18 protein-coding genes are annotated in these 15,834 nt (G+C 65.2%); 4 read left to right on the forward strand and 14 right to left on the reverse strand.

Annotated features, from left to right (window positions below):
- Nucleotides 1-111 precede the first annotated feature (111 nt).
- Nucleotides 112-1,023, forward strand: coding sequence for a L,D-transpeptidase family protein (locus tag INQ42_RS03890; protein WP_407070798.1), 912 nt, complete (start codon nt 112-114; stop codon nt 1,021-1,023).
- Between the two features lie 469 nt (nt 1,024-1,492).
- On the opposite strand, the gene INQ42_RS03895 is transcribed toward INQ42_RS03890, so the two are convergent.
- The 4 genes from INQ42_RS03895 to INQ42_RS03905 all read right to left on the reverse strand — a co-directional run bounded on the left by INQ42_RS03895 (nt 1,493) and on the right by INQ42_RS03905 (nt 4,521).
- Nucleotides 1,493-1,966: a hypothetical protein gene (locus INQ42_RS03895; protein WP_194035230.1), complete on the reverse strand. Its 474-nt coding sequence runs from the start codon at nt 1,964-1,966 to the stop codon at nt 1,493-1,495.
- A gap of 298 nt (nt 1,967-2,264) precedes the next feature.
- The gene (locus tag INQ42_RS13085; protein ID WP_282435696.1) at nt 2,265-2,711 is read right to left on the reverse strand and encodes a DNA/RNA helicase domain-containing protein; all 447 of its coding nucleotides are present in this window, start codon (nt 2,709-2,711) and stop codon (nt 2,265-2,267) included.
- On the reverse strand, nt 2,663-4,144 hold the full coding sequence (locus tag INQ42_RS12995; protein WP_282435697.1) for a DNA/RNA helicase domain-containing protein: 1,482 nt from the start codon (nt 4,142-4,144) through the stop codon (nt 2,663-2,665). The genes INQ42_RS13085 and INQ42_RS12995 overlap by 49 nt, the downstream gene beginning before the upstream one ends.
- Nucleotides 4,141-4,521 carry a nucleotide pyrophosphohydrolase gene (locus tag INQ42_RS03905; RefSeq protein WP_194035231.1) on the reverse strand — a complete coding sequence of 127 codons (381 nt, stop codon included), beginning with the start codon at nt 4,519-4,521 and terminating at the stop codon, nt 4,141-4,143. The genes INQ42_RS12995 and INQ42_RS03905 overlap by 4 nt, the downstream gene beginning before the upstream one ends.
- 116 nt (nt 4,522-4,637) lie before the next feature.
- Between INQ42_RS03905 and INQ42_RS03910 the strand changes: the two genes are divergently transcribed.
- Nucleotides 4,638-5,054, forward strand: coding sequence for a VOC family protein (locus tag INQ42_RS03910; protein ID WP_194035232.1), 417 nt, complete (start codon nt 4,638-4,640; stop codon nt 5,052-5,054).
- Nucleotides 5,055-5,141: 87 nt separating this feature from the next.
- Nucleotides 5,142-5,738, forward strand: a complete 597-nt coding sequence (locus tag INQ42_RS03915) for a hypothetical protein (RefSeq protein ID WP_194035233.1) — start codon at nt 5,142-5,144, stop codon at nt 5,736-5,738.
- Between the two features lie 6 nt (nt 5,739-5,744).
- On the opposite strand, the gene INQ42_RS03920 is transcribed toward INQ42_RS03915, so the two are convergent.
- Nucleotides 5,745-7,040, reverse strand: coding sequence for a DUF2254 domain-containing protein (locus INQ42_RS03920; RefSeq protein ID WP_194035234.1), 1,296 nt, complete (start codon nt 7,038-7,040; stop codon nt 5,745-5,747).
- A 61-nt stretch (nt 7,041-7,101) separates the two neighbouring features.
- The gene (mgtE, locus tag INQ42_RS03925) at nt 7,102-8,463 is read right to left on the reverse strand and encodes a magnesium transporter (RefSeq protein ID WP_194035235.1); all 1,362 of its coding nucleotides are present in this window, start codon (nt 8,461-8,463) and stop codon (nt 7,102-7,104) included.
- A gap of 146 nt (nt 8,464-8,609) precedes the next feature.
- Between mgtE and INQ42_RS03930 the strand changes: the two genes are divergently transcribed.
- A complete protein-coding gene (locus INQ42_RS03930) occupies nt 8,610-9,017 on the forward strand; it encodes a hypothetical protein (protein WP_194035236.1) in 408 nt (135 codons plus the stop codon).
- A gap of 39 nt (nt 9,018-9,056) precedes the next feature.
- Here INQ42_RS03930 and ptsP read toward each other — a convergent pair whose 3' ends face one another.
- The 8 genes from ptsP to INQ42_RS03970 all read right to left on the reverse strand — a co-directional run bounded on the left by ptsP (nt 9,057) and on the right by INQ42_RS03970 (nt 15,800).
- Nucleotides 9,057-10,778, reverse strand: coding sequence for a phosphoenolpyruvate--protein phosphotransferase (gene ptsP / locus INQ42_RS03935; RefSeq protein WP_194035237.1), 1,722 nt, complete (start codon nt 10,776-10,778; stop codon nt 9,057-9,059).
- 6 nt (nt 10,779-10,784) lie between these two features.
- Nucleotides 10,785-11,054: an HPr family phosphocarrier protein gene (locus INQ42_RS03940; RefSeq protein WP_194035238.1), complete on the reverse strand. Its 270-nt coding sequence runs from the start codon at nt 11,052-11,054 to the stop codon at nt 10,785-10,787.
- Nucleotides 11,055-11,105: 51 nt separating this feature from the next.
- The gene (locus INQ42_RS03945) at nt 11,106-11,498 is read right to left on the reverse strand and encodes a PTS sugar transporter subunit IIA (protein ID WP_194035239.1); all 393 of its coding nucleotides are present in this window, start codon (nt 11,496-11,498) and stop codon (nt 11,106-11,108) included.
- A gap of 69 nt (nt 11,499-11,567) precedes the next feature.
- Nucleotides 11,568-12,410 carry an RNase adapter RapZ gene (gene rapZ / locus INQ42_RS03950; protein ID WP_248285396.1) on the reverse strand — a complete coding sequence of 281 codons (843 nt, stop codon included), beginning with the start codon at nt 12,408-12,410 and terminating at the stop codon, nt 11,568-11,570.
- Between the two features lie 88 nt (nt 12,411-12,498).
- Nucleotides 12,499-13,455 carry an HPr(Ser) kinase/phosphatase gene (hprK, locus tag INQ42_RS03955; protein WP_194035738.1) on the reverse strand — a complete coding sequence of 319 codons (957 nt, stop codon included), beginning with the start codon at nt 13,453-13,455 and terminating at the stop codon, nt 12,499-12,501.
- Between the two features lie 7 nt (nt 13,456-13,462).
- Nucleotides 13,463-13,960, reverse strand: a complete 498-nt coding sequence (locus tag INQ42_RS03960) for a PTS sugar transporter subunit IIA (protein ID WP_194035241.1) — start codon at nt 13,958-13,960, stop codon at nt 13,463-13,465.
- 5 nt (nt 13,961-13,965) lie between these two features.
- On the reverse strand, nt 13,966-14,295 hold the full coding sequence (hpf, locus tag INQ42_RS03965) for a ribosome hibernation-promoting factor, HPF/YfiA family (protein ID WP_194035242.1): 330 nt from the start codon (nt 14,293-14,295) through the stop codon (nt 13,966-13,968).
- Nucleotides 14,296-14,363: 68 nt separating this feature from the next.
- Nucleotides 14,364-15,800 carry an RNA polymerase factor sigma-54 gene (locus tag INQ42_RS03970; protein ID WP_194035243.1) on the reverse strand — a complete coding sequence of 479 codons (1,437 nt, stop codon included), beginning with the start codon at nt 15,798-15,800 and terminating at the stop codon, nt 14,364-14,366.
- Between the last annotated feature and the right edge of the window lie 34 nt (nt 15,801-15,834).

Raw genomic sequence — 15,834 nt, forward strand, 5'->3', positions numbered from 1 at the left:
TCCGATATGACGGGCGTCCAGGACGCCGACCCCGCCAACCCGAAGCCGGTCGCGCCGATCGCACCGGATGATCGGGTGCCGCCGCCGGATGACGAGAAATCCTCCGAGACACTGCCCGCCGACAAGAAGGCCGAGCCTGAGCCGCTGCCGCCGGTGACTGCCGCGCCGGCCGATGCGGAGCTGGCCAAGGACAGCACGCTGCGCGCGCAGGTGCTGCTGGAGCGGGCGTTCTTCTCGCCCGGCGAGATCGACGGTGCCGTGGGCAGCAACATGGGCCGCGCGGTGGACGCATTCCAGCGTGCGAATGACATCAAGCCGACCGGCACGATGGACGCCGCCACGTGGGAGCTTCTGGACGAGGATGACGCGCCCATCCTGATCGAATACACCCTCACCGCCGACGACGTGGCCGGCCCGTTTGCCGCGACCCCTAGCGGGCACGCCGCCATGGCCAAGGTGGACGCGCTGCCCTACGAGTCGGTGGAGGAGAAGGTGGCCGAGCAGTTCCACTCCAGCCCGGCGCTGCTGGCCAAGCTCAACCCCGGTGTGAAGTTCGCCTCTGGCGAGACCATCACCGTACCCAACATCCAGGCCGCTACCCGCCTGCCGACCCCGGCCAAGGTGGTGATCGACAAGTCCGACTCCGCCCTGCTGCTGATGGACGAGTCGGGCAAGGTGATCGGGCATTACCCGGTGACCACCGGCAGCGCGCAGTTCCCGTTGCCGATCGGCGACTGGAAGATCAACGGCGTCGCCCGTGACCCCGTGTGGTACTTCGATCCGAAGCTGATCGCGGGCACCAAGGCCTCCGACAAGAAAGCCGAGATCCCGCCGGGCCCCAACAACCCGGTCGGTACCACCTGGATCGACCTGAGCAAGGAGCACTACGGCATCCACGGCACGCCCAACCCGGCCAAGATCGGCAAGACCGAATCCAACGGCTGCATCCGCATGACCAACTGGAGCGTCGCCGCGCTGGCTGACGTGGTGAAGCCCGGAGTACCGGTCAAGATGCGCGAGTAATGCGGTCGCGTTCTTAAAGACGCGGATCGTTAACTTTGGACAGGGCCGCCCGCGGGCGGCCTTGTCGTGTCCGGGACAGTAGGAGGCCCAGGAATGCAGGGCGCGACCGCCGATGAGCGCTTGAGCGCGATGCAAGTGACTCCCAGCGGCTGTGCCGGCGGCCAAACCGCCGTTGTCGGAGGTTTGACCGGCGCAGGCGGCGCCATAAGCACGAATCCTGCCGCGGAAAGCGGCATCACTGCCGTGGTGTGCCCGTGCGGTACGGCTCAAAGTCCCGACGTCGGCGCCCCAAGGGGCGCGGGTGCCGCAAAAAGCGGCGTCGCTGTACCGTCTTGGTCCTCGACTGCCGTTCCACACGGCGCGTGCGCCACCGGAAGTGCCAACGATGGCGAAATTTTCGGCACCGGCACCACTTTTCCCGGCGCACAAAAAAGGCCGCCCGAAGGCGGCCTTTTCACACATCGCTGCCTTACGCCATCTCAGGCTTTTCCTCTGTCGAGCGGCTGTTTTTGGCGAAGCGCGCGCCCAGCTCCTTGCGCAGCCCTTCCAGCCCCTGATTGCGGCCAGCCACCTTCAGCAGCGCGTAACCGTCCAGCGCACACCGCATGATGTCGCTGCCCAGCGCCGTCTCACTGTCCGCGCCGCGCTCGGCCAGACGCTGCAAGCGCTGCATCCGCGGACGCAGCCGGTCCAGCGCGGCCAGGTCTTCCAGCGCCTCGGCGAGCTTCAGGCTTGGCGGCACCACCTGCGGGTTCTGGCTGAGCACGTTCAAGGTCTGCCGGCAGAACGTCTCGGACTTGTCGCCCATGCGCGCCAGCTTGCGGCGCTGGGCGGCGTTCATCGCCACCAACGCAACCAGCTGGGTCTCCAGCTCGGTCAAGGCCTGGTCCACGGCATCCAGCTGGGCGTCGGACAGGGTGAGGTTGATCAGGTTCTGGCTCATTGCAACTCCTTTGCATTCCAGTGAGGCGCCGGGGCCGGCACGCCATGCGCGCCTGCAAGCCCACCAACACCGCCCCGCCGCATTCCCTGTGGCGTGAGTCGTGCGTGCCGGCGAGGCCGGCGGCTGGGGTGTGGGAAGTGTGGCGGATGCGGACCGACCTAGGTGGATGAGAAGCTAAGCAGGTGCCGCAAGTAAATGTAGGACTACAACACTGTGGCGGGTCAGTACACATGAAGGTGAGCCTGGAAAAATGCAGGGCGAGCTAAGCAACCGTTGAGCGCCCTTACGCGCACGCGCTTTACCTGGCCAAAGCGCTGCCAGTTCGATCTTTCAAAAACGCCTGCATCTCCGGGTCGACACAGTAGACGTAACAACCCTTCATTCCACGCGTCATAAGGGTCCGATACGTATTTCGAATTATGCGATCGACCCGCTCGCGGGTTGCGGCCGGGTCGACCTTCATTTGCTTTTTGTAGCCGCGTATCGAACGGTCTCGACTAGATCTATTTTCGGGCGCGGTTACCAAGGTGCCGCCCCGAGCGAGTAGGTCGGGGCCAACAATAACGCCCACGTAGTCGAGTTCTAATCCTTGACAAGTGTGTATGCAGCCAACTTCGTTAATTGAGTTCGCCGCAATCAGCCACAGGCTTCCATCTTTATTCAAATTCCATTGCTTTTCATAGGAGTGCTCAGGAATCACAATGTCAAAGGCGTCGGGGATTTTTTGCTCGGCCAGTCCCAGCAATAGCCAGCTACCACGCGTGACTTGTTGTTAGCTTGGTTCTTCTTCGATATTTGCCTGTGGAGTTCGGTTGGTGAGTCGATCACACGGAAGTCAAACGCGTCGGGATCGAAGTCCTCGTTGGCTGTCTCGCGGATGCCTAGCAAGTTATCAAGCCAAGCGAGATAGCCATCCGACCCATTGCACCTAAATTGTGAAGCAAGCTCAAGGTGCGTGACCTGTGCTCCTAGCTCGATCGCCCATCGCTCCAGTTCGCTCGAGTGTCCGATGTCGTTGATTGTTACGATCTGGTCGTCATCAACGAACAGGATGGTGCACTTGGCGCTATTGATTATCTCCTTTATTTGGTTCTCACCAAGATTCCCGTAGAGTCCGGAATGTTTGTTAAGTCGATGGGCCTCGTCTACGATCAGGGCGTCAAATATATTTGGCTCGGTTGTGGTAAACGCGCCTGAGCCGCTGAAAAGGCTGGATATCTCTACCTGGGTGAAGCTCCCCGTGAGTCGCTGCTTGTACACGCTTCGAGGGGCAGAGTTTTTGGACACATACTTAGTAAGAAGCCCAAGCTGGGTTAATGCCACAATCAAGTTGATCGCGACGACAGACTTCCCGGTGCCCGGTCCCCCTTTGATGATAGCGACCAGCTTTTTGTCAACGCGTGCAGCCCGGGCCAGAACGAGTGCCGTTTCGTAAACCACCTTCTGCTCATCTATCAAAACGAACTCTCGGTTGCCCTTGAGCATTTTGGCCAAGCTGTCGGAAAGCATTTTCGATGGGCGGATACGACCGTTTTCTATTTTGTAGAGTAGCTCTGCCTTGTCCCCGTGTTTCACTTGGCTTTTTATGAAGTCCCTAAGGCGCTCGCGTTCGTCATCTCCGCGTAAGAACAGCGGTGCTTTTTCAATGTATGCTGCGTAGTGTTGGTTGCTTATTATTCCATCGTCATTGTAGTTGTGAAGATATGCGCAAGGTTTGAGTGTGACGTCACCATCGTATACCGCCTCGTTAAACCCTTCGAGTAGCGCCGCGTAAGACCAGGCTTGGTAGCAGGGATGAGCTCCTTCGCGCTCATGCGCGCCTCCCCTGTGGGCTATAATTATGCCGTCCTTGTCAGTGAGTTTAGACGAGGACCACTGCTTTAGTTCCACTACAATCAGGCGTGGTCGGTTGTCCGAGCCGCGGCCAGAGAGAATAAAATCTATCCTCTTGGATGTTTGCGGAATCCCGTATTCGATACCGACACCCATATCATCGGGCATGTCCTTGTCGCGAAGCACCTTTGCCATCTGTCCCAGAGATTCGCGCCAGGATCGAATCTCAGCGTGGGGAACATATTTTCCGGTAGCGGCCAGATACGCACTGGACACCACATCCTCGATGTCCCTGTTGTCCGTGTCGTGCAGGAAGCGTGTTTTGGTACCTTGGTAGATGATCAAGGCTTCCGATCTCCTGGCCGCGGCGAAGGTAGATCGGTGTACTTTGTACTTTGCCCTTTCGCTAGATCTACTGGGTATTTCTCTCCGTTTTTTTTCATCTTGCGCCAAGCAGCCGCGACCGGATCAACACTTAACTTGTCCGCCAACTGTAAAACGTAGATAAAAACGTCGGCTATCTCGTCGCTTACTTGTTCGTGCTTTTTGCTGGATAAAGATCGACTCTGTTCGTCGGTGAGCCATTGGAAATGCTCCAGCAGTTCGGCAGCTTCGACGGACAACGCCATTGCGAGATTCTTGGGGGAGTGAAATTGCTTCCAATCGCGCGCTTCTGCGAATTCGCGCAGGGCGTTCCTCAGCGTTTCGATGTCCTGGGTCATATAGGGTTCCTCGGCTAATCCCAATGCTAACCCCATCCCTACAAGGGCGTTGGGCTATTAGCCGCTCAGTGCATGTGGTGCGCTAGGCTCCCTCTCTAACCTCATCGGCGCGGCTCATGCGCATCCCCTTCACCCTCCAGCGCCTCGACCACGTCGTCCTGCGCGTGCGCGACATGGCCGCGATGCAGGCGTTCTATTGCGACGTGCTCGGCTGCTCGGTCGAGCGGCGGCAGGACGACATCGGGCTGCTGCAGTTACGCGCCGGGGACTCGTTGATCGACCTGGTCGATGTGGCCGGCGAGCTGGGTCGCGAGGGCGGTGCGGCGCCGGGCGAGGAGGGCCACAACATGGACCATCTGTGCTTGCAGGTGCTGCCGTTTGACCGCGCGGCCATCGAGGGGCATCTGCGCGCGCACGGCGCCGAGGTGGGCGAGTTCGGGTCGCGCTACGGCGCGTTGGGGCAGGGGCCGTCGCAGTACCTGTTTGATCCTGAAGGCAATCGGGTCGAGCTCAAGGGGCCTCCGGCGGGGTAATGCCGACCGCCTGCGGCTATGCTGCGGGCACTGCAAGTCAGCAGCGGCGTCGATCGCGACGACCGGAACCACACACGGAGAGCCGAAATGCACGGATCGATGAAGAATGTCCTGGGGAAGTTGGGGATCTTGCTCTGCTTCGGGCTGTTGTCTGCCTGCGCGGAGTCCGGTGCGCCGTCTGCGGAGGGGAGCGCGAGCGACCGCGCACCGGCGGCCGCCAAGTCGGTGGACGGGCTCAGCTTCACCATCAGTGGACCGGCGTTTGCAGAACCGGCGACGTTCGAGGTCCCCGCCGATAGCCGGGAGCTGCGCACCTATCTGTCCGACAGCATGTTCAGCCTCACCGTGTCCCCCAACGAGCGGCTGCGCTCGACGGATGGCAAGCACGTGCTGACCGGGGCGATCCTCGGCACGCAGCCGGCAGGCGTAGGCGAGTCCACCGAGGCCAGCGGCGTGACGGAGGCCACCTTCAACTTTGATACCGATGCCGCCACCGAGCGCCAGCAGGGTCCGTCGATGGCGTTCTCCTCCAAGGGCGAGAAGCAGCCGATGCGCATCGTGATGGAGACCTTCGAGGATGGGAAACGCGCTGCGGGACACTTCAGCGGGAAGTTGCAGCGGCTCAACATCGACCACACGCAAGAGATCTACGACGTGGACGGCAAGTTCGACGTCGAGAATTGATGCCGCTCAGCTGATCGCCGACACGCCGCCCGCCGCCTGCGCAACCCGCGCGGCGGCGGCGCGCACGCGCTGGATGTCGTCAGGCAGGCTGAGCGCGTTTTCGCAGCGCGCCAGGGCGCTGCGTGACTGTTGCAACGCCGCTTGCCGGTAGCGCGGCTGGTCCACCGTGGCCAGCATGTGCAGCACCTTCTGCAACTGGATCGCCACCTCCACGGTGGCGGCGCCGTCGCGGGCGATGGCCACGAAGAAGTCATCGAACAGTTCGTCCAGCTTCACTCCCGGCACGCGGATGCGGGGAAACCGGACTTCTTCGTCCTCGTCCAGTTCGTCGGAGTACGGCGAGGACCATTGGGCGAGGACGCGCGCGCCGCGGCTGAGGATCTCGATGGCGGTGCCGGGGTCATTGACGGCGGCGGACAGCGCGCGCGAGGCGATTTCCGCCATGACGCACAGCCCCAGCCGCGGATCCTGGTCGAAAGATCGCTCCGAGGAGATGTTGAACGCCCTGGCCAGCTTGCGCATTGTCTCTTCATCGTGGGTGCCGGTGACCGATGCGACGGGCCGGCCCGGTCCGGCGAGTTCACCGGGCAGCAGGTGGACCACCACGTGCAGGTCCGATTCTTCGGCAAGTTCCTGCAGGGCGCCCATGTCGATGTACTGGACGTAGCCGATCTTGCGCGCGGTCAGCGGCATTCCCGGCTTGTCGGTTGCATCGCTGTGCTCGTGGAGCGGCGCGCCGCCCAGGTAGGGCAGCTTGTAGCGGGCGCGTATGGACTTGGTGGCTTCCTTTTCCACCCGCTCGCTGGTGGGGCCCACCCGGCCGAGTTCGAGCACGTAGTCGATCCAGCGCAGCAGGGTGATCACGATGATCACCAGCACGCCGAGCGTCACCGCGTACAGGATCACCCGTCCGCTGTCGCCGTACAGGCCGGTGTGCAGCCCAATGATGCCGACCACGCTGAAAAGGAACGAGCCCACGAAGGTCGCCAGCGCGTTCTGCGCCGTTGCATCCGCGCTCAGCAACCGCGTGGCGCGTGGGGTGACGTTGTTGGTCGAGGACGCGAACGCCGCGACCATCGTGCTCAATGAGAAAATCGTCACCGCCAGCATGCTGCTGGCGATGATGTTGAGCAGGCTGCCGACGGCGGTCGCGCCGATCTGGGTTGTCACCTCCGGCGGGATGAAACGCTTGAGCACGATCGCCGCCAGCGCGGTTACGACCCCCAGCAGGGAGAACGCCGTGGCCCGCAGCCACATTTGGCGGGAGAGCTGGAGGACGAGCCACTGCAGGCGCGAAAACATGGTCAACAGCTCCCACCGGAATTCGAAGGCAGCTTAGCAGCGGCGTCCGCGCTGTCCGTCCTCAACGCAGCAACACCAGCGTGGCCAGGCCCAGGAAGCTCAGGAAACCCATCACGTCGGTGATGGTGGTCAGCACGACGCCACCGGCCAGCGCGGGGTCAAAGCCCATGCGCTTGAGTGTCACCGGCACCATCACGCCGCCGGCGGCGGCGGTGAGCAGGTTGATGGTCAGCGCGGTACCGATCACCGCCGACAGCAGCGGGTCGTGGAACCACAGCAGCACGATCAGCCCCAGGCCAATGCCCAGGCAAACGCCGTTGATCAGCGCCACGCGCAGCTCCTTGCGCAGCAGTGCGCCGATGTTGGACGAGCCGATCTGGTCCAGCGCCAGCGCCCGGATCATCAGCGCGAGTACCTGGGTGCCGGCATTGCCTCCCATGCCCGCGACGATCGGCATCAGGATCGCCAGCGCCACGATCTTGTCGATGGAGCCCTCGAACTGGCCGATGACGCCCGCCGCCAGGAATGCGGTGCACAGGTTCACGCCCAGCCACACCAGCCGGCGGCGGAACGCGCGCCGCGCCGGGCTGAACATGTCCTCGTCCTCGGCCAGGCCGGCGGCGCTGAGCGCCTGGTGTTCGGCGCGGTCGCGGATGATGTCGACCACGTCGTCGATCGTGATCCGTCCCAGCAGGGTGTGGTTGTTGTCGACCACCGGCGCGCTGAGCCAGTCGTGGTCGGAGAACTGGCGCGCGACCTCGTCGCTGGAGTCCTCCACGTCGAACGCCGGCTGTTCCGAATCCAGCAGCCGGTTGATGGGCGTTGAAGGGTCGTGCGTCAGCAGGGTCGCCAGTCCGAGGCGGCCGCGGTACTGGTGGCGCCGGCTGACCACGTAAAGGTAGTCGGTGTGTTCGGGCAGCTCGCCGCGCAGGCGCAGGAAGCGCAGCACCACGTCCACGGTGGCGTCGGCACGCACGGTGACCACGTCGGGGTTCATCAGTCGCCCGGCGGTGCCTTCGGGGTAGGAGAGTGCCTGCTCCAGGCGCTCGCGGTGCTCGCGGTCCATCGACTTGAGGACTTCATCCAGAACGGTGGCCGGCAGGTCACCGACCAGATCGGCCAGGTCGTCGATGTCCAGGTCCTCGACCGCCGCGACGATTTCATCCGCGTCCATGTCCGCCAGCAGGCTTTCACGGACCTCGTCACCGACGTGCAGCAGTACCTCACCGTCATCTTCGGGATCGACCAGGCCCCAGACCACGACGCGCTCGTCCAAAGGGAGCGACTCGAGCAGGTTGCCGATTTCCGCGGGCGAGAGCGTGTTGACCAGACGCCGGATCGGACCCAGCCGGCCGCTGTCGAGCGCGTCGGCGAGCAGGCGCAACTGATGCGACGTCTTGTCCTGGCGGACGGTCTCGGCCATGCGTGCTCCTTGTTCGGAAGCCGCATCCGAGATGGATGCGATCAGTGTTGTCGGTCGTGGTGCGATTATCCGCGCTGCGGCCGGCGCTGCACAGCCGCGGGTGCTTCATGGTATTGGTATGCCGCATTCAACATCGGACGTACGACATGGCCTTACGATTCGTTCCTGCTGCGACCTCACTGGCATTGGCGCTTGCGCTGGCTGCCTGCAGCGCGCCGCCCACGCCGGAGCAGCTGCCCTTCTTCGAGCCGGGCGTGGAGTTCACCGTGAATCAGGTGGGTACCGGGTGCAAGGCTGACGGGGCTTACCGGGCCAAGGTCAGTTGGGACGTTCCGCCGTCGATGTCGTCCAAGATCGAGGTGCAGGTGGGCGACGACCGCGCGGGGGTTTTCGCCCGCAGCAACGAGTCCACCGGCAGCGAAGAGACCGGGGACTGGGTCCGCGACGGCACGCTGTTCGTCATGATCGACCGCGATACCGAGATGGTGTTGGCGGCGGTGAAGGCCGGGCCGGGCAACTGCACCGCGCCGGCCTTGGAGACTGTCGGCGACTGACCCTCGCCGACCCAAGAACTGACCCGCCCGGGTACCGGCCTAGCTGGCGAGCTGGCGCTCCATCCAGTGCTCGATCTGGGCGCGGTCGCGTGCCCGCATCAGGGCCGGTGCGCGGGCCCGCAGCGCGTGCACATCGCAGGAGCGGATCGTGCGGCGCACTTCCAGCAGGCTGCTGGGGTGCACGCTGAACTGCTCCAGCCCCAGCGCCAGCAACAGCGGACTGAAACGCGCATCGCCGGCGATCTCGCCGCACACCGACGCCGGGATCGCGTGCTTTTTTGCCAACAGCAACACGTCGCGCATCACCCGCAGGACGGCGGGGTGGAGCAGGGTATGCAGCTCGCCGAGCGCATCGTTGTTGCGGTCGGCGGCGAGCAGGTACTGGATCAGGTCGTTGGTGCCGATCGCGACGAAATCGATGTCGCTGATGAAGCCCGACAGGGCGATCGCCGCGGCGGGCACCTCGATCATCGTGCCCAGGGCCACACGCGGGGCGATCTCGTGGCCCTCGCCGCGCAGCTCGGCGGCGATGCGGTCCAGCTCCGCGCGCACGGTGCGCACTTCCTCGCGCATGGTCACCATCGGCAGCAGGATGCGGACCGGTCCGTAACCGGAGGCGCGCAGGATGGCGCGCAGTTGCGTCTCCAGCAGCCCGGTGCGGGCCAGCGACAGGCGGATGCCGCGCACGCCCATCGCCGGGTTGGGCTCATCGCGCAGCGCCAGGCCCGTGCGGTCGGCCTTGTCCGCGCCCAGGTCCAGGGTGCGGATCGTGACCGGGCGACCGCTCATGCCCAGCACGACATCCCGGTAGGCGTGGAACTGCTCCTGTTCGTCGGGCAGGTCGTTGCTGCGCAGAAAGAGGAACTCTGTGCGGTACAGGCCGATCCCGGTTGCGCCCAGGGCGTGGGCCTCGGCGACGTCCTCGCGCGATTCGGCGTTGGCGTGCACCTCGATGCTGACATCGTCGCGGCTGCGGTTGGGCTCGCTGCGCAGGCGGTTGAGCGCGCGCTGGTCGCGTGATTGCGCGCGCAGTTGGGCCCGGTGGTTGCGCAGGTCCGGGGCGCGCGGTTCGATCACCACGGTGCCGGCGCTGCCGTCCACGATCAGCGCATCGCCGTCGTTGACCCGCTGCAACAGCCCCGGCACGCCCACCACCATCGGCAGGTGCAGGCTGCGGGCAAGGATCGCACTGTGCGAGAGCGCGCTGCCGGAGGACGTCACGATGGCGACCACCCCCTGCTGCTGCAGCTGGGCCAGCTCGGCCGGGGCGACGTTGTCGGTCACCAGGATTTCCCCGGCGACCCCGGCGGTGTCGTTCAGGCGGCGATGCAGGCTCGCGTGTACGCGCGCGATGACCTGGTCGATGTCATCCATGCGGCTGCGGAAGTAGTCGTCGTCCATCCGCGCGAACACGGCCGCGATACGGTCTCGTTGCTGGCGCAGGGCGTAGTCGGCGCTGCTGTGGTCGGTGCGGATCAGCTCGTCCAGGCCGTGCAGCAACTCCGGGTCGTCCAGAAGCAGCGCATGCAGGTCGAGGAACTCGCCGACCTCATGCGCCAGTGCGCCCTGGAGGCGGTCGCGCATGGCGTGCATCTCGGTGCGGACCCGGTCGATGGCGTCGTGCAGGCGCGCCAGCTCCGCATCCACATCCGCCGGGTCGATGTACTCGGCGACCACATCGACCACGTGTGGCAGGCGCACGCGGGCACGTCCAAGGGCGCTGCCCCGCGATGCTGCCAGTCCGGACAGTTCCTGCCGCATGCCGGCTTACTGGTCCTCGTCGAAGCGGCGGTCGAACAGCGCGGCCACCGCGTCGGCGACATTGGATTCGTCCTCGCCTTCCACCCGCAGGCGCACCTGGGTGCCCTGGCCGGCGGCCAGCAGCATGACGCCCATGATGCTCTTCGCATTCACCTCGCGGCCCTTGGCGATCAGGGTGGCATTGGACTGGTAGCCCGACAGCAGCTGGACCAGCTTGGCGGTCGCGCGCGCATGCAGGCCCAGGCGGTTGGAGACGGTCAAATCGCGTTCGATCATGGCAGTGTTCCGGAAACCGTCATCAAGAGGAGCCGCTGCGGGTGGCGCTGGTCACCAGTCGTCCTGACGCACGCCGTTGCGCGCGCCAGCGGCGGCGACCGCTGGCAGTTCATCCAGCCCCAGCTCGGCGTAGTTCAACACGCGCAGCAGCATCGGCAGGCTGAGCCCGGAGACGCGGTGGACCCGCGTGCCCAGGTGCGCCAGCGCAGCCGCCAGGTTGCTCGGCGTCGCACCGTACATATCGGTCAGCACCAATACGCCATCACCATCGTCCACGCGGCGCATCGCCGCACTGGCCTTTGGCAACATCGCATCGGGGTCACTGTCGAAGCCGACCTCCAGCGCTTCCACCCGCAACGGGAGTGGATTGAGCAGGCCCGACGCGACCGCAAGAATGGTGCTGCCGATACCTTCGTGGGTGAGCAGGAGAATACCGACAGACATGCGACAAAGTTAACAGACGGCGGTGCGCTGCCGGTAGCCGGCGTCGTTGCAATGTAGCGGCGCGGCGCTCTAGTCCAGTTCGCGGTGGTGCACGGCGACTTCGTCCCAGCCCTGCTCGCGCGCGGCACGGGCCATGCGCTCGGCCAGATACACCGAGCGGTGGCGGCCGCCGGTGCAACCAAAGGCGACGGTGATGTAGCTGCGGCTGGTGTCGGTGTGCAGGCGCGGCAGCCAGGTTTCCAGCAGTGCGCCGACCTGGTCGGCGAACTCGTTCACCAGCGGCTGGTTGGCAAAGAACTCCGCCACCGGAGCATCCCTTCCCGACAGCGGTCGCAGGCCGGGATCCCAATGCGGATTGGGCAGGCAGCGCGCATCGAACACGAAGTCGGCATCCGCCGGCACGCCGTGGCGGTAGGCGAAGGACTCGAACAGCAGCGAGACAGTGCTGGTGTCACCCAGCGCGAAGCGGGTGATGATGTGCCGCCGCATCTGGTGGACGTTGAGATCGCTGGTATCCAGCTGGGAATCGGCCAGCTGGCGCAGCGGACGCAGCACCTGGCGCTCCAGCGCGATCGCATCCGCCAGCGCCAGGCCCAGGTGGCTGAGCGGGTGGCGGCGGCGGGTGTCGGCGTAGCGCTTGATCAGGATGTCGTCACGGGTCTCCAGGAAAATCACCCGCGGGTCCATGCCCAGCTTGCCCAGCTCGGCGAGCCATCCCGGGATGCTGGCCAGGTCGCGGTGACTGGTGCGTACGTCGATGCCGACGGCCAGTTTTGCGGTCTCCGTTTCGGCCAGGTTGGCGGTGGCGGCGCGGACAAATGCCGGCAGCAGCTCGGCCGGGAGGTTGTCGACGCAGTAGTAGCCCAGATCCTCGAAAGTCTTCAGGGCTACGGATTTGCCCGAGCCGGACATGCCACTGACGATCACCAGCGCCGCTTCAGCGAGCGGTTTCTCATCGGTGGGGGGCGTGGGGAGGTCGTTTTCCGTCTTGTCCATGGGCTCAGGGGGTACCGCGTTCCAGGAAGTTGCTGTGGCGGGCGATGAACGCCGCGGCGGGGTCCATGCCTTTCATGCGCAGGCTGTGCAGGCGGGCCGCCGCTTCGGCGAGGACGGCCAGGTTGCGCCCGGGCATGACCGGCAGGGTCGTCATCGGCACGTCGAGATCGAGCACGCGGCGCGCCGAATTGTCACCGATCAATCGTTCAAGGCCGCCGGAGTCGGCGGGGACGTCGCCGGGCTGGGTCAGGTGGGTGATCAGGCGCAGGTACTTGTTGCTCTTGACCGCGGTGTCGCCGAACATCTGGCGGATGTTCAACACGCCCAGGCCGCGCACCTCCAGCAGGTCCTGCAGCAGCTCCGGACAGGTCCCGTCCAGCACATCAGGCGCGATCTGGGTGAACTCGGGCGCATCGTCCGCAACCAGCCGGTGGCCGCGGGTGATCAGCTCCAGCGCGAGTTCGCTTTTACCAACACCCGAATCCCCCGTGATCAGCACACCGATCGAATAGATCTCCATGAACACGCCATGCAGGGTGACCCGCGGCGCGAGCGTGCGCGCCAGTTGGTACTGCAGGTGGTTGAGCAGCTCATGGCCGCGCAGCGGAGATCCCCACAACGGCGTCATCGATTCCTCGGCCGCCTCCAGCAGGTCGGCCGGGCAGTCCTGCGCCTTGCTGATGACCATCGCCAGCGGACGGAACTGGATGATCCTCTCGATGGTCTCCCAGCGGTGGCGTGAGTCCAGCGAGTCCAGCCAGGCCAGTTCCTCGGCGCCCAGGATCTGCACCTTGTTGGGATAGATGGCGTTGAGGTAACCGGCCAGCGAGGGGCGCCGGTCCAGGGTATCGACCGCCTCGAGCACGCGTCCCCGCCCGGCCTGGCCGGCGTACCAGCGCAATTGAAGCCGTTCGCGCTGCCGTTCAAACAGATCCTCGGCGCTGATGCGGGCACTGGACATCGGCATGTCAGGCGACGCTGGGGCAGGCGGGGGCGGCCAGCAGGCAGCGGGTCAGCTCGAGGGTATCGCCCGCCTCGCGCAGGCGCAGCCGAAACGCGGGATCGGAGAAGTATTCGGCAAGCTCCGCCAGCTGTTCCAGGTGCTTCATGTTCGAGTGCAGCGGTACCACCATGGCCATGACCAGGTCGACCGGGATGCCGTCGGCGGCACCGAAGTCGACCGGCTCGGCCAGGCGAAGGAAGGCGCCACGGCTGTCGTCGATGGAATCCAGGCGGCCGTGCGGGATGGCGACGCCGTGGCCGATGGCGGTGCTGGCCAGCTGTTCGCGCGCGTGCAGGCTGTCACCGATCAGCTCGGAAGCGGGGGTGGCCACGCCCTCGGGCGTCGCGTCATCGCTCGCTGGCGTGGCCAGCAGGCGCGCCGCGGTCTCGATCACCGCGGCACGGTCCCGGCTGCCGGACACGATGGCGACGCGTCCGGCGCTCAAAAGATCAATCAGGGGCATCTTGGCTAACCGGTTTCACCGATTCGGGAGAGGCTTTCGGCGCGGCGCGACTGGTCGACCTGCTTGCCCTTGTGCTTGAGCAGCAGGCGGTCGAGTTTATCCACGAGCAGGTCGATCGCCGAGTACATGTCGGGTGCTGCCGCATCGGCGTGGAGCGTGCGGCCGGCACAGACGATGTTCGCCTCGGCGCGATGGTCAGGCTTGTCCAGTCCCAGCTGCACGCGCACCTCGAAGGGCTGCTCGAAATGTCGCTGCAGGCGGCCGAACTTGGTCTCCACGTATTCGCGCAGGGCGGGGGTGACGTCAAGCTGCTGGCCGTAGATTTCAATCCGCATGGAAAGACTCCTTTACCTGGCGACGGGAGACCAGCATAGCCCAGCCCGGGCTCCGTGAATCCGCCCGTTCAGGCCATGCGCACCCGGTCCTGGGAGGACACGATCCCCATCGCCTCGCGGTACTTGGCTACGGTGCGGCGGGCAACCGGGATGCCGGCGGCCTTGAGCGTTTCGGCCAGGCGCGCATCCGACAGCGGCTTGCGCGGGTTCTCGGCCTGGATCAACTCGCGGATCATCGACTGGATGGCGATGCTCGACGCCTCGCCACCGCTGCCGGTGTCAATGCCGGAGGCAAAGAACGCGCGCAGCGGGATGGTGCCGCGTGGTGTGCGGGCGTACTTGCGCGCGATGGCGCGCGACACCGTCGATTCGTGCATGCCGATCTCGGCTGCCACCTCACGCAATGTCAGCGGACGCAGCGCCGCGTTGCCGAACTCCAGGAAGCCGGCCTGCTGGCTGATCAGGCAGCGGGCGACTTTCAGCATCGTCACCCCGCGTGCCTCCAGGCTCTTGAGCAACCAGCGCGCTTCCTGAAGGTGCCCCTTGAGGTAGTTGGCGTCGGCGGAGTCGGCGTGGCGGATCATGTTCTCGTAGCCGCGATGGATGCCGATGCGTGGCCGCATGCTCTCGGAAAGGGCCACCCGCCACATGCCGTGCTGGCGCCAGATCACGACGTCGGGAGCGACGTAGGTGTCCTCGGCGATATCGCCGATCCCCGCGCCCGGACGCGGCTCCAGCGAACGCAGCAAATCGACGGCCGTTTCCACCTCGCTCACGGCCAGCTTCATCTCGGTCGCCAGACCCGCAGCGCCCATCCGCGGCAGCCGCTCGAGGTGATCGCGCACCAGGGTGAGGGCCAGCTCGCGCCCCGGGATGCATTCGTCGAGCTGCCGCAGTTGCAGGCTGAGGCATTCGGCGAGGTCGCGTGCACCGACGCCGATCGGGTCGAAACGCTGGATCTGGTGCAGCACCGTGAGGACTTCTTCCTCGTCTACGATCAACTCGGGCGCAAGGGTCGCAGCGACCGACTCCGGCGATTCCCGGAAATACCCGGCCTCGTCCATGGACTCGATCAGCACCACCGCGATCTGGCGGTCGCGCGGTGACAGGTGGCTCAGGTGCAGCTGCCACAACAGGTAATCCTGCAGGCTTTCCGACTCGGCCACCTGCTCGGCCGGGTCACGCTCGCTGTCGGGATCGGCCGGGCCGACGCGCTGATACCAGACCTCGCCGTCGTCGGGGCCCCAATCCGCCTCGGGGGGCGCCGGGGTGTCGTTTTCGTGGACCGCTGCCTTGTCGCCAGATGCATCGTCACCGCCGGCCGGATCCGGGATCGCGGCATCCGTGGTGTGTTCGGTCCAGTCCAGCAGCGGGTTGGACTCGACCGCAGCCGCCAGTTCCGCCTCGAGTTCAGCCGAAGACATCTGCAGCAGCCGGATGGCCTGCTGCAGCTGGGGTGTCATGACAAGGCTCTGGCCGAGTGATGTCTGCAGTTGGGGCTTCATGGTCACCGTATGGTTGCGGCGCAGACACGGTTCC

It is taken from the genome of Lysobacter avium (assembly GCF_015209745.1).
GTDB lineage: Bacteria > Pseudomonadota > Gammaproteobacteria > Xanthomonadales > Xanthomonadaceae > Novilysobacter > Novilysobacter avium.

Excerpts from the sequence above, each read along its gene's own strand:
- INQ42_RS03895 (WP_194035230.1), bottom strand. The coding sequence starts at position 1,966 with ATGAGCCAGAACCTGATCAACCTCACCCTGTCCGACGCCCAGCTGGAT.
- INQ42_RS03905 (WP_194035231.1), bottom strand. The coding sequence starts at position 4,521 with ATGACCCAGGACATCGAAACGCTGAGGAACGCCCTGCGCGAATTCGCA.
- INQ42_RS03910 (WP_194035232.1), top strand. The coding sequence starts at position 4,638 with ATGCGCATCCCCTTCACCCTCCAGCGCCTCGACCACGTCGTCCTGCGC.
- INQ42_RS03915 (WP_194035233.1), top strand. The coding sequence starts at position 5,142 with ATGCACGGATCGATGAAGAATGTCCTGGGGAAGTTGGGGATCTTGCTC.
- INQ42_RS03920 (WP_194035234.1), bottom strand. The coding sequence starts at position 7,040 with ATGTTTTCGCGCCTGCAGTGGCTCGTCCTCCAGCTCTCCCGCCAAATG.
- mgtE (WP_194035235.1), bottom strand. The coding sequence starts at position 8,463 with ATGGCCGAGACCGTCCGCCAGGACAAGACGTCGCATCAGTTGCGCCTG.
- INQ42_RS03930 (WP_194035236.1), top strand. The coding sequence starts at position 8,610 with ATGGCCTTACGATTCGTTCCTGCTGCGACCTCACTGGCATTGGCGCTT.
- ptsP (WP_194035237.1), bottom strand. The coding sequence starts at position 10,778 with ATGCGGCAGGAACTGTCCGGACTGGCAGCATCGCGGGGCAGCGCCCTT.
- INQ42_RS03940 (WP_194035238.1), bottom strand. The coding sequence starts at position 11,054 with ATGATCGAACGCGATTTGACCGTCTCCAACCGCCTGGGCCTGCATGCG.
- INQ42_RS03945 (WP_194035239.1), bottom strand. The coding sequence starts at position 11,498 with ATGTCTGTCGGTATTCTCCTGCTCACCCACGAAGGTATCGGCAGCACC.
- rapZ (WP_248285396.1), bottom strand. The coding sequence starts at position 12,410 with ATGTCCGGCTCGGGCAAATCCGTAGCCCTGAAGACTTTCGAGGATCTG.
- hprK (WP_194035738.1), bottom strand. The coding sequence starts at position 13,455 with ATGTCCAGTGCCCGCATCAGCGCCGAGGATCTGTTTGAACGGCAGCGC.
- INQ42_RS03960 (WP_194035241.1), bottom strand. The coding sequence starts at position 13,960 with ATGCCCCTGATTGATCTTTTGAGCGCCGGACGCGTCGCCATCGTGTCC.
- hpf (WP_194035242.1), bottom strand. The coding sequence starts at position 14,295 with ATGCGGATTGAAATCTACGGCCAGCAGCTTGACGTCACCCCCGCCCTG.
- INQ42_RS03970 (WP_194035243.1), bottom strand. The coding sequence starts at position 15,800 with ATGAAGCCCCAACTGCAGACATCACTCGGCCAGAGCCTTGTCATGACA.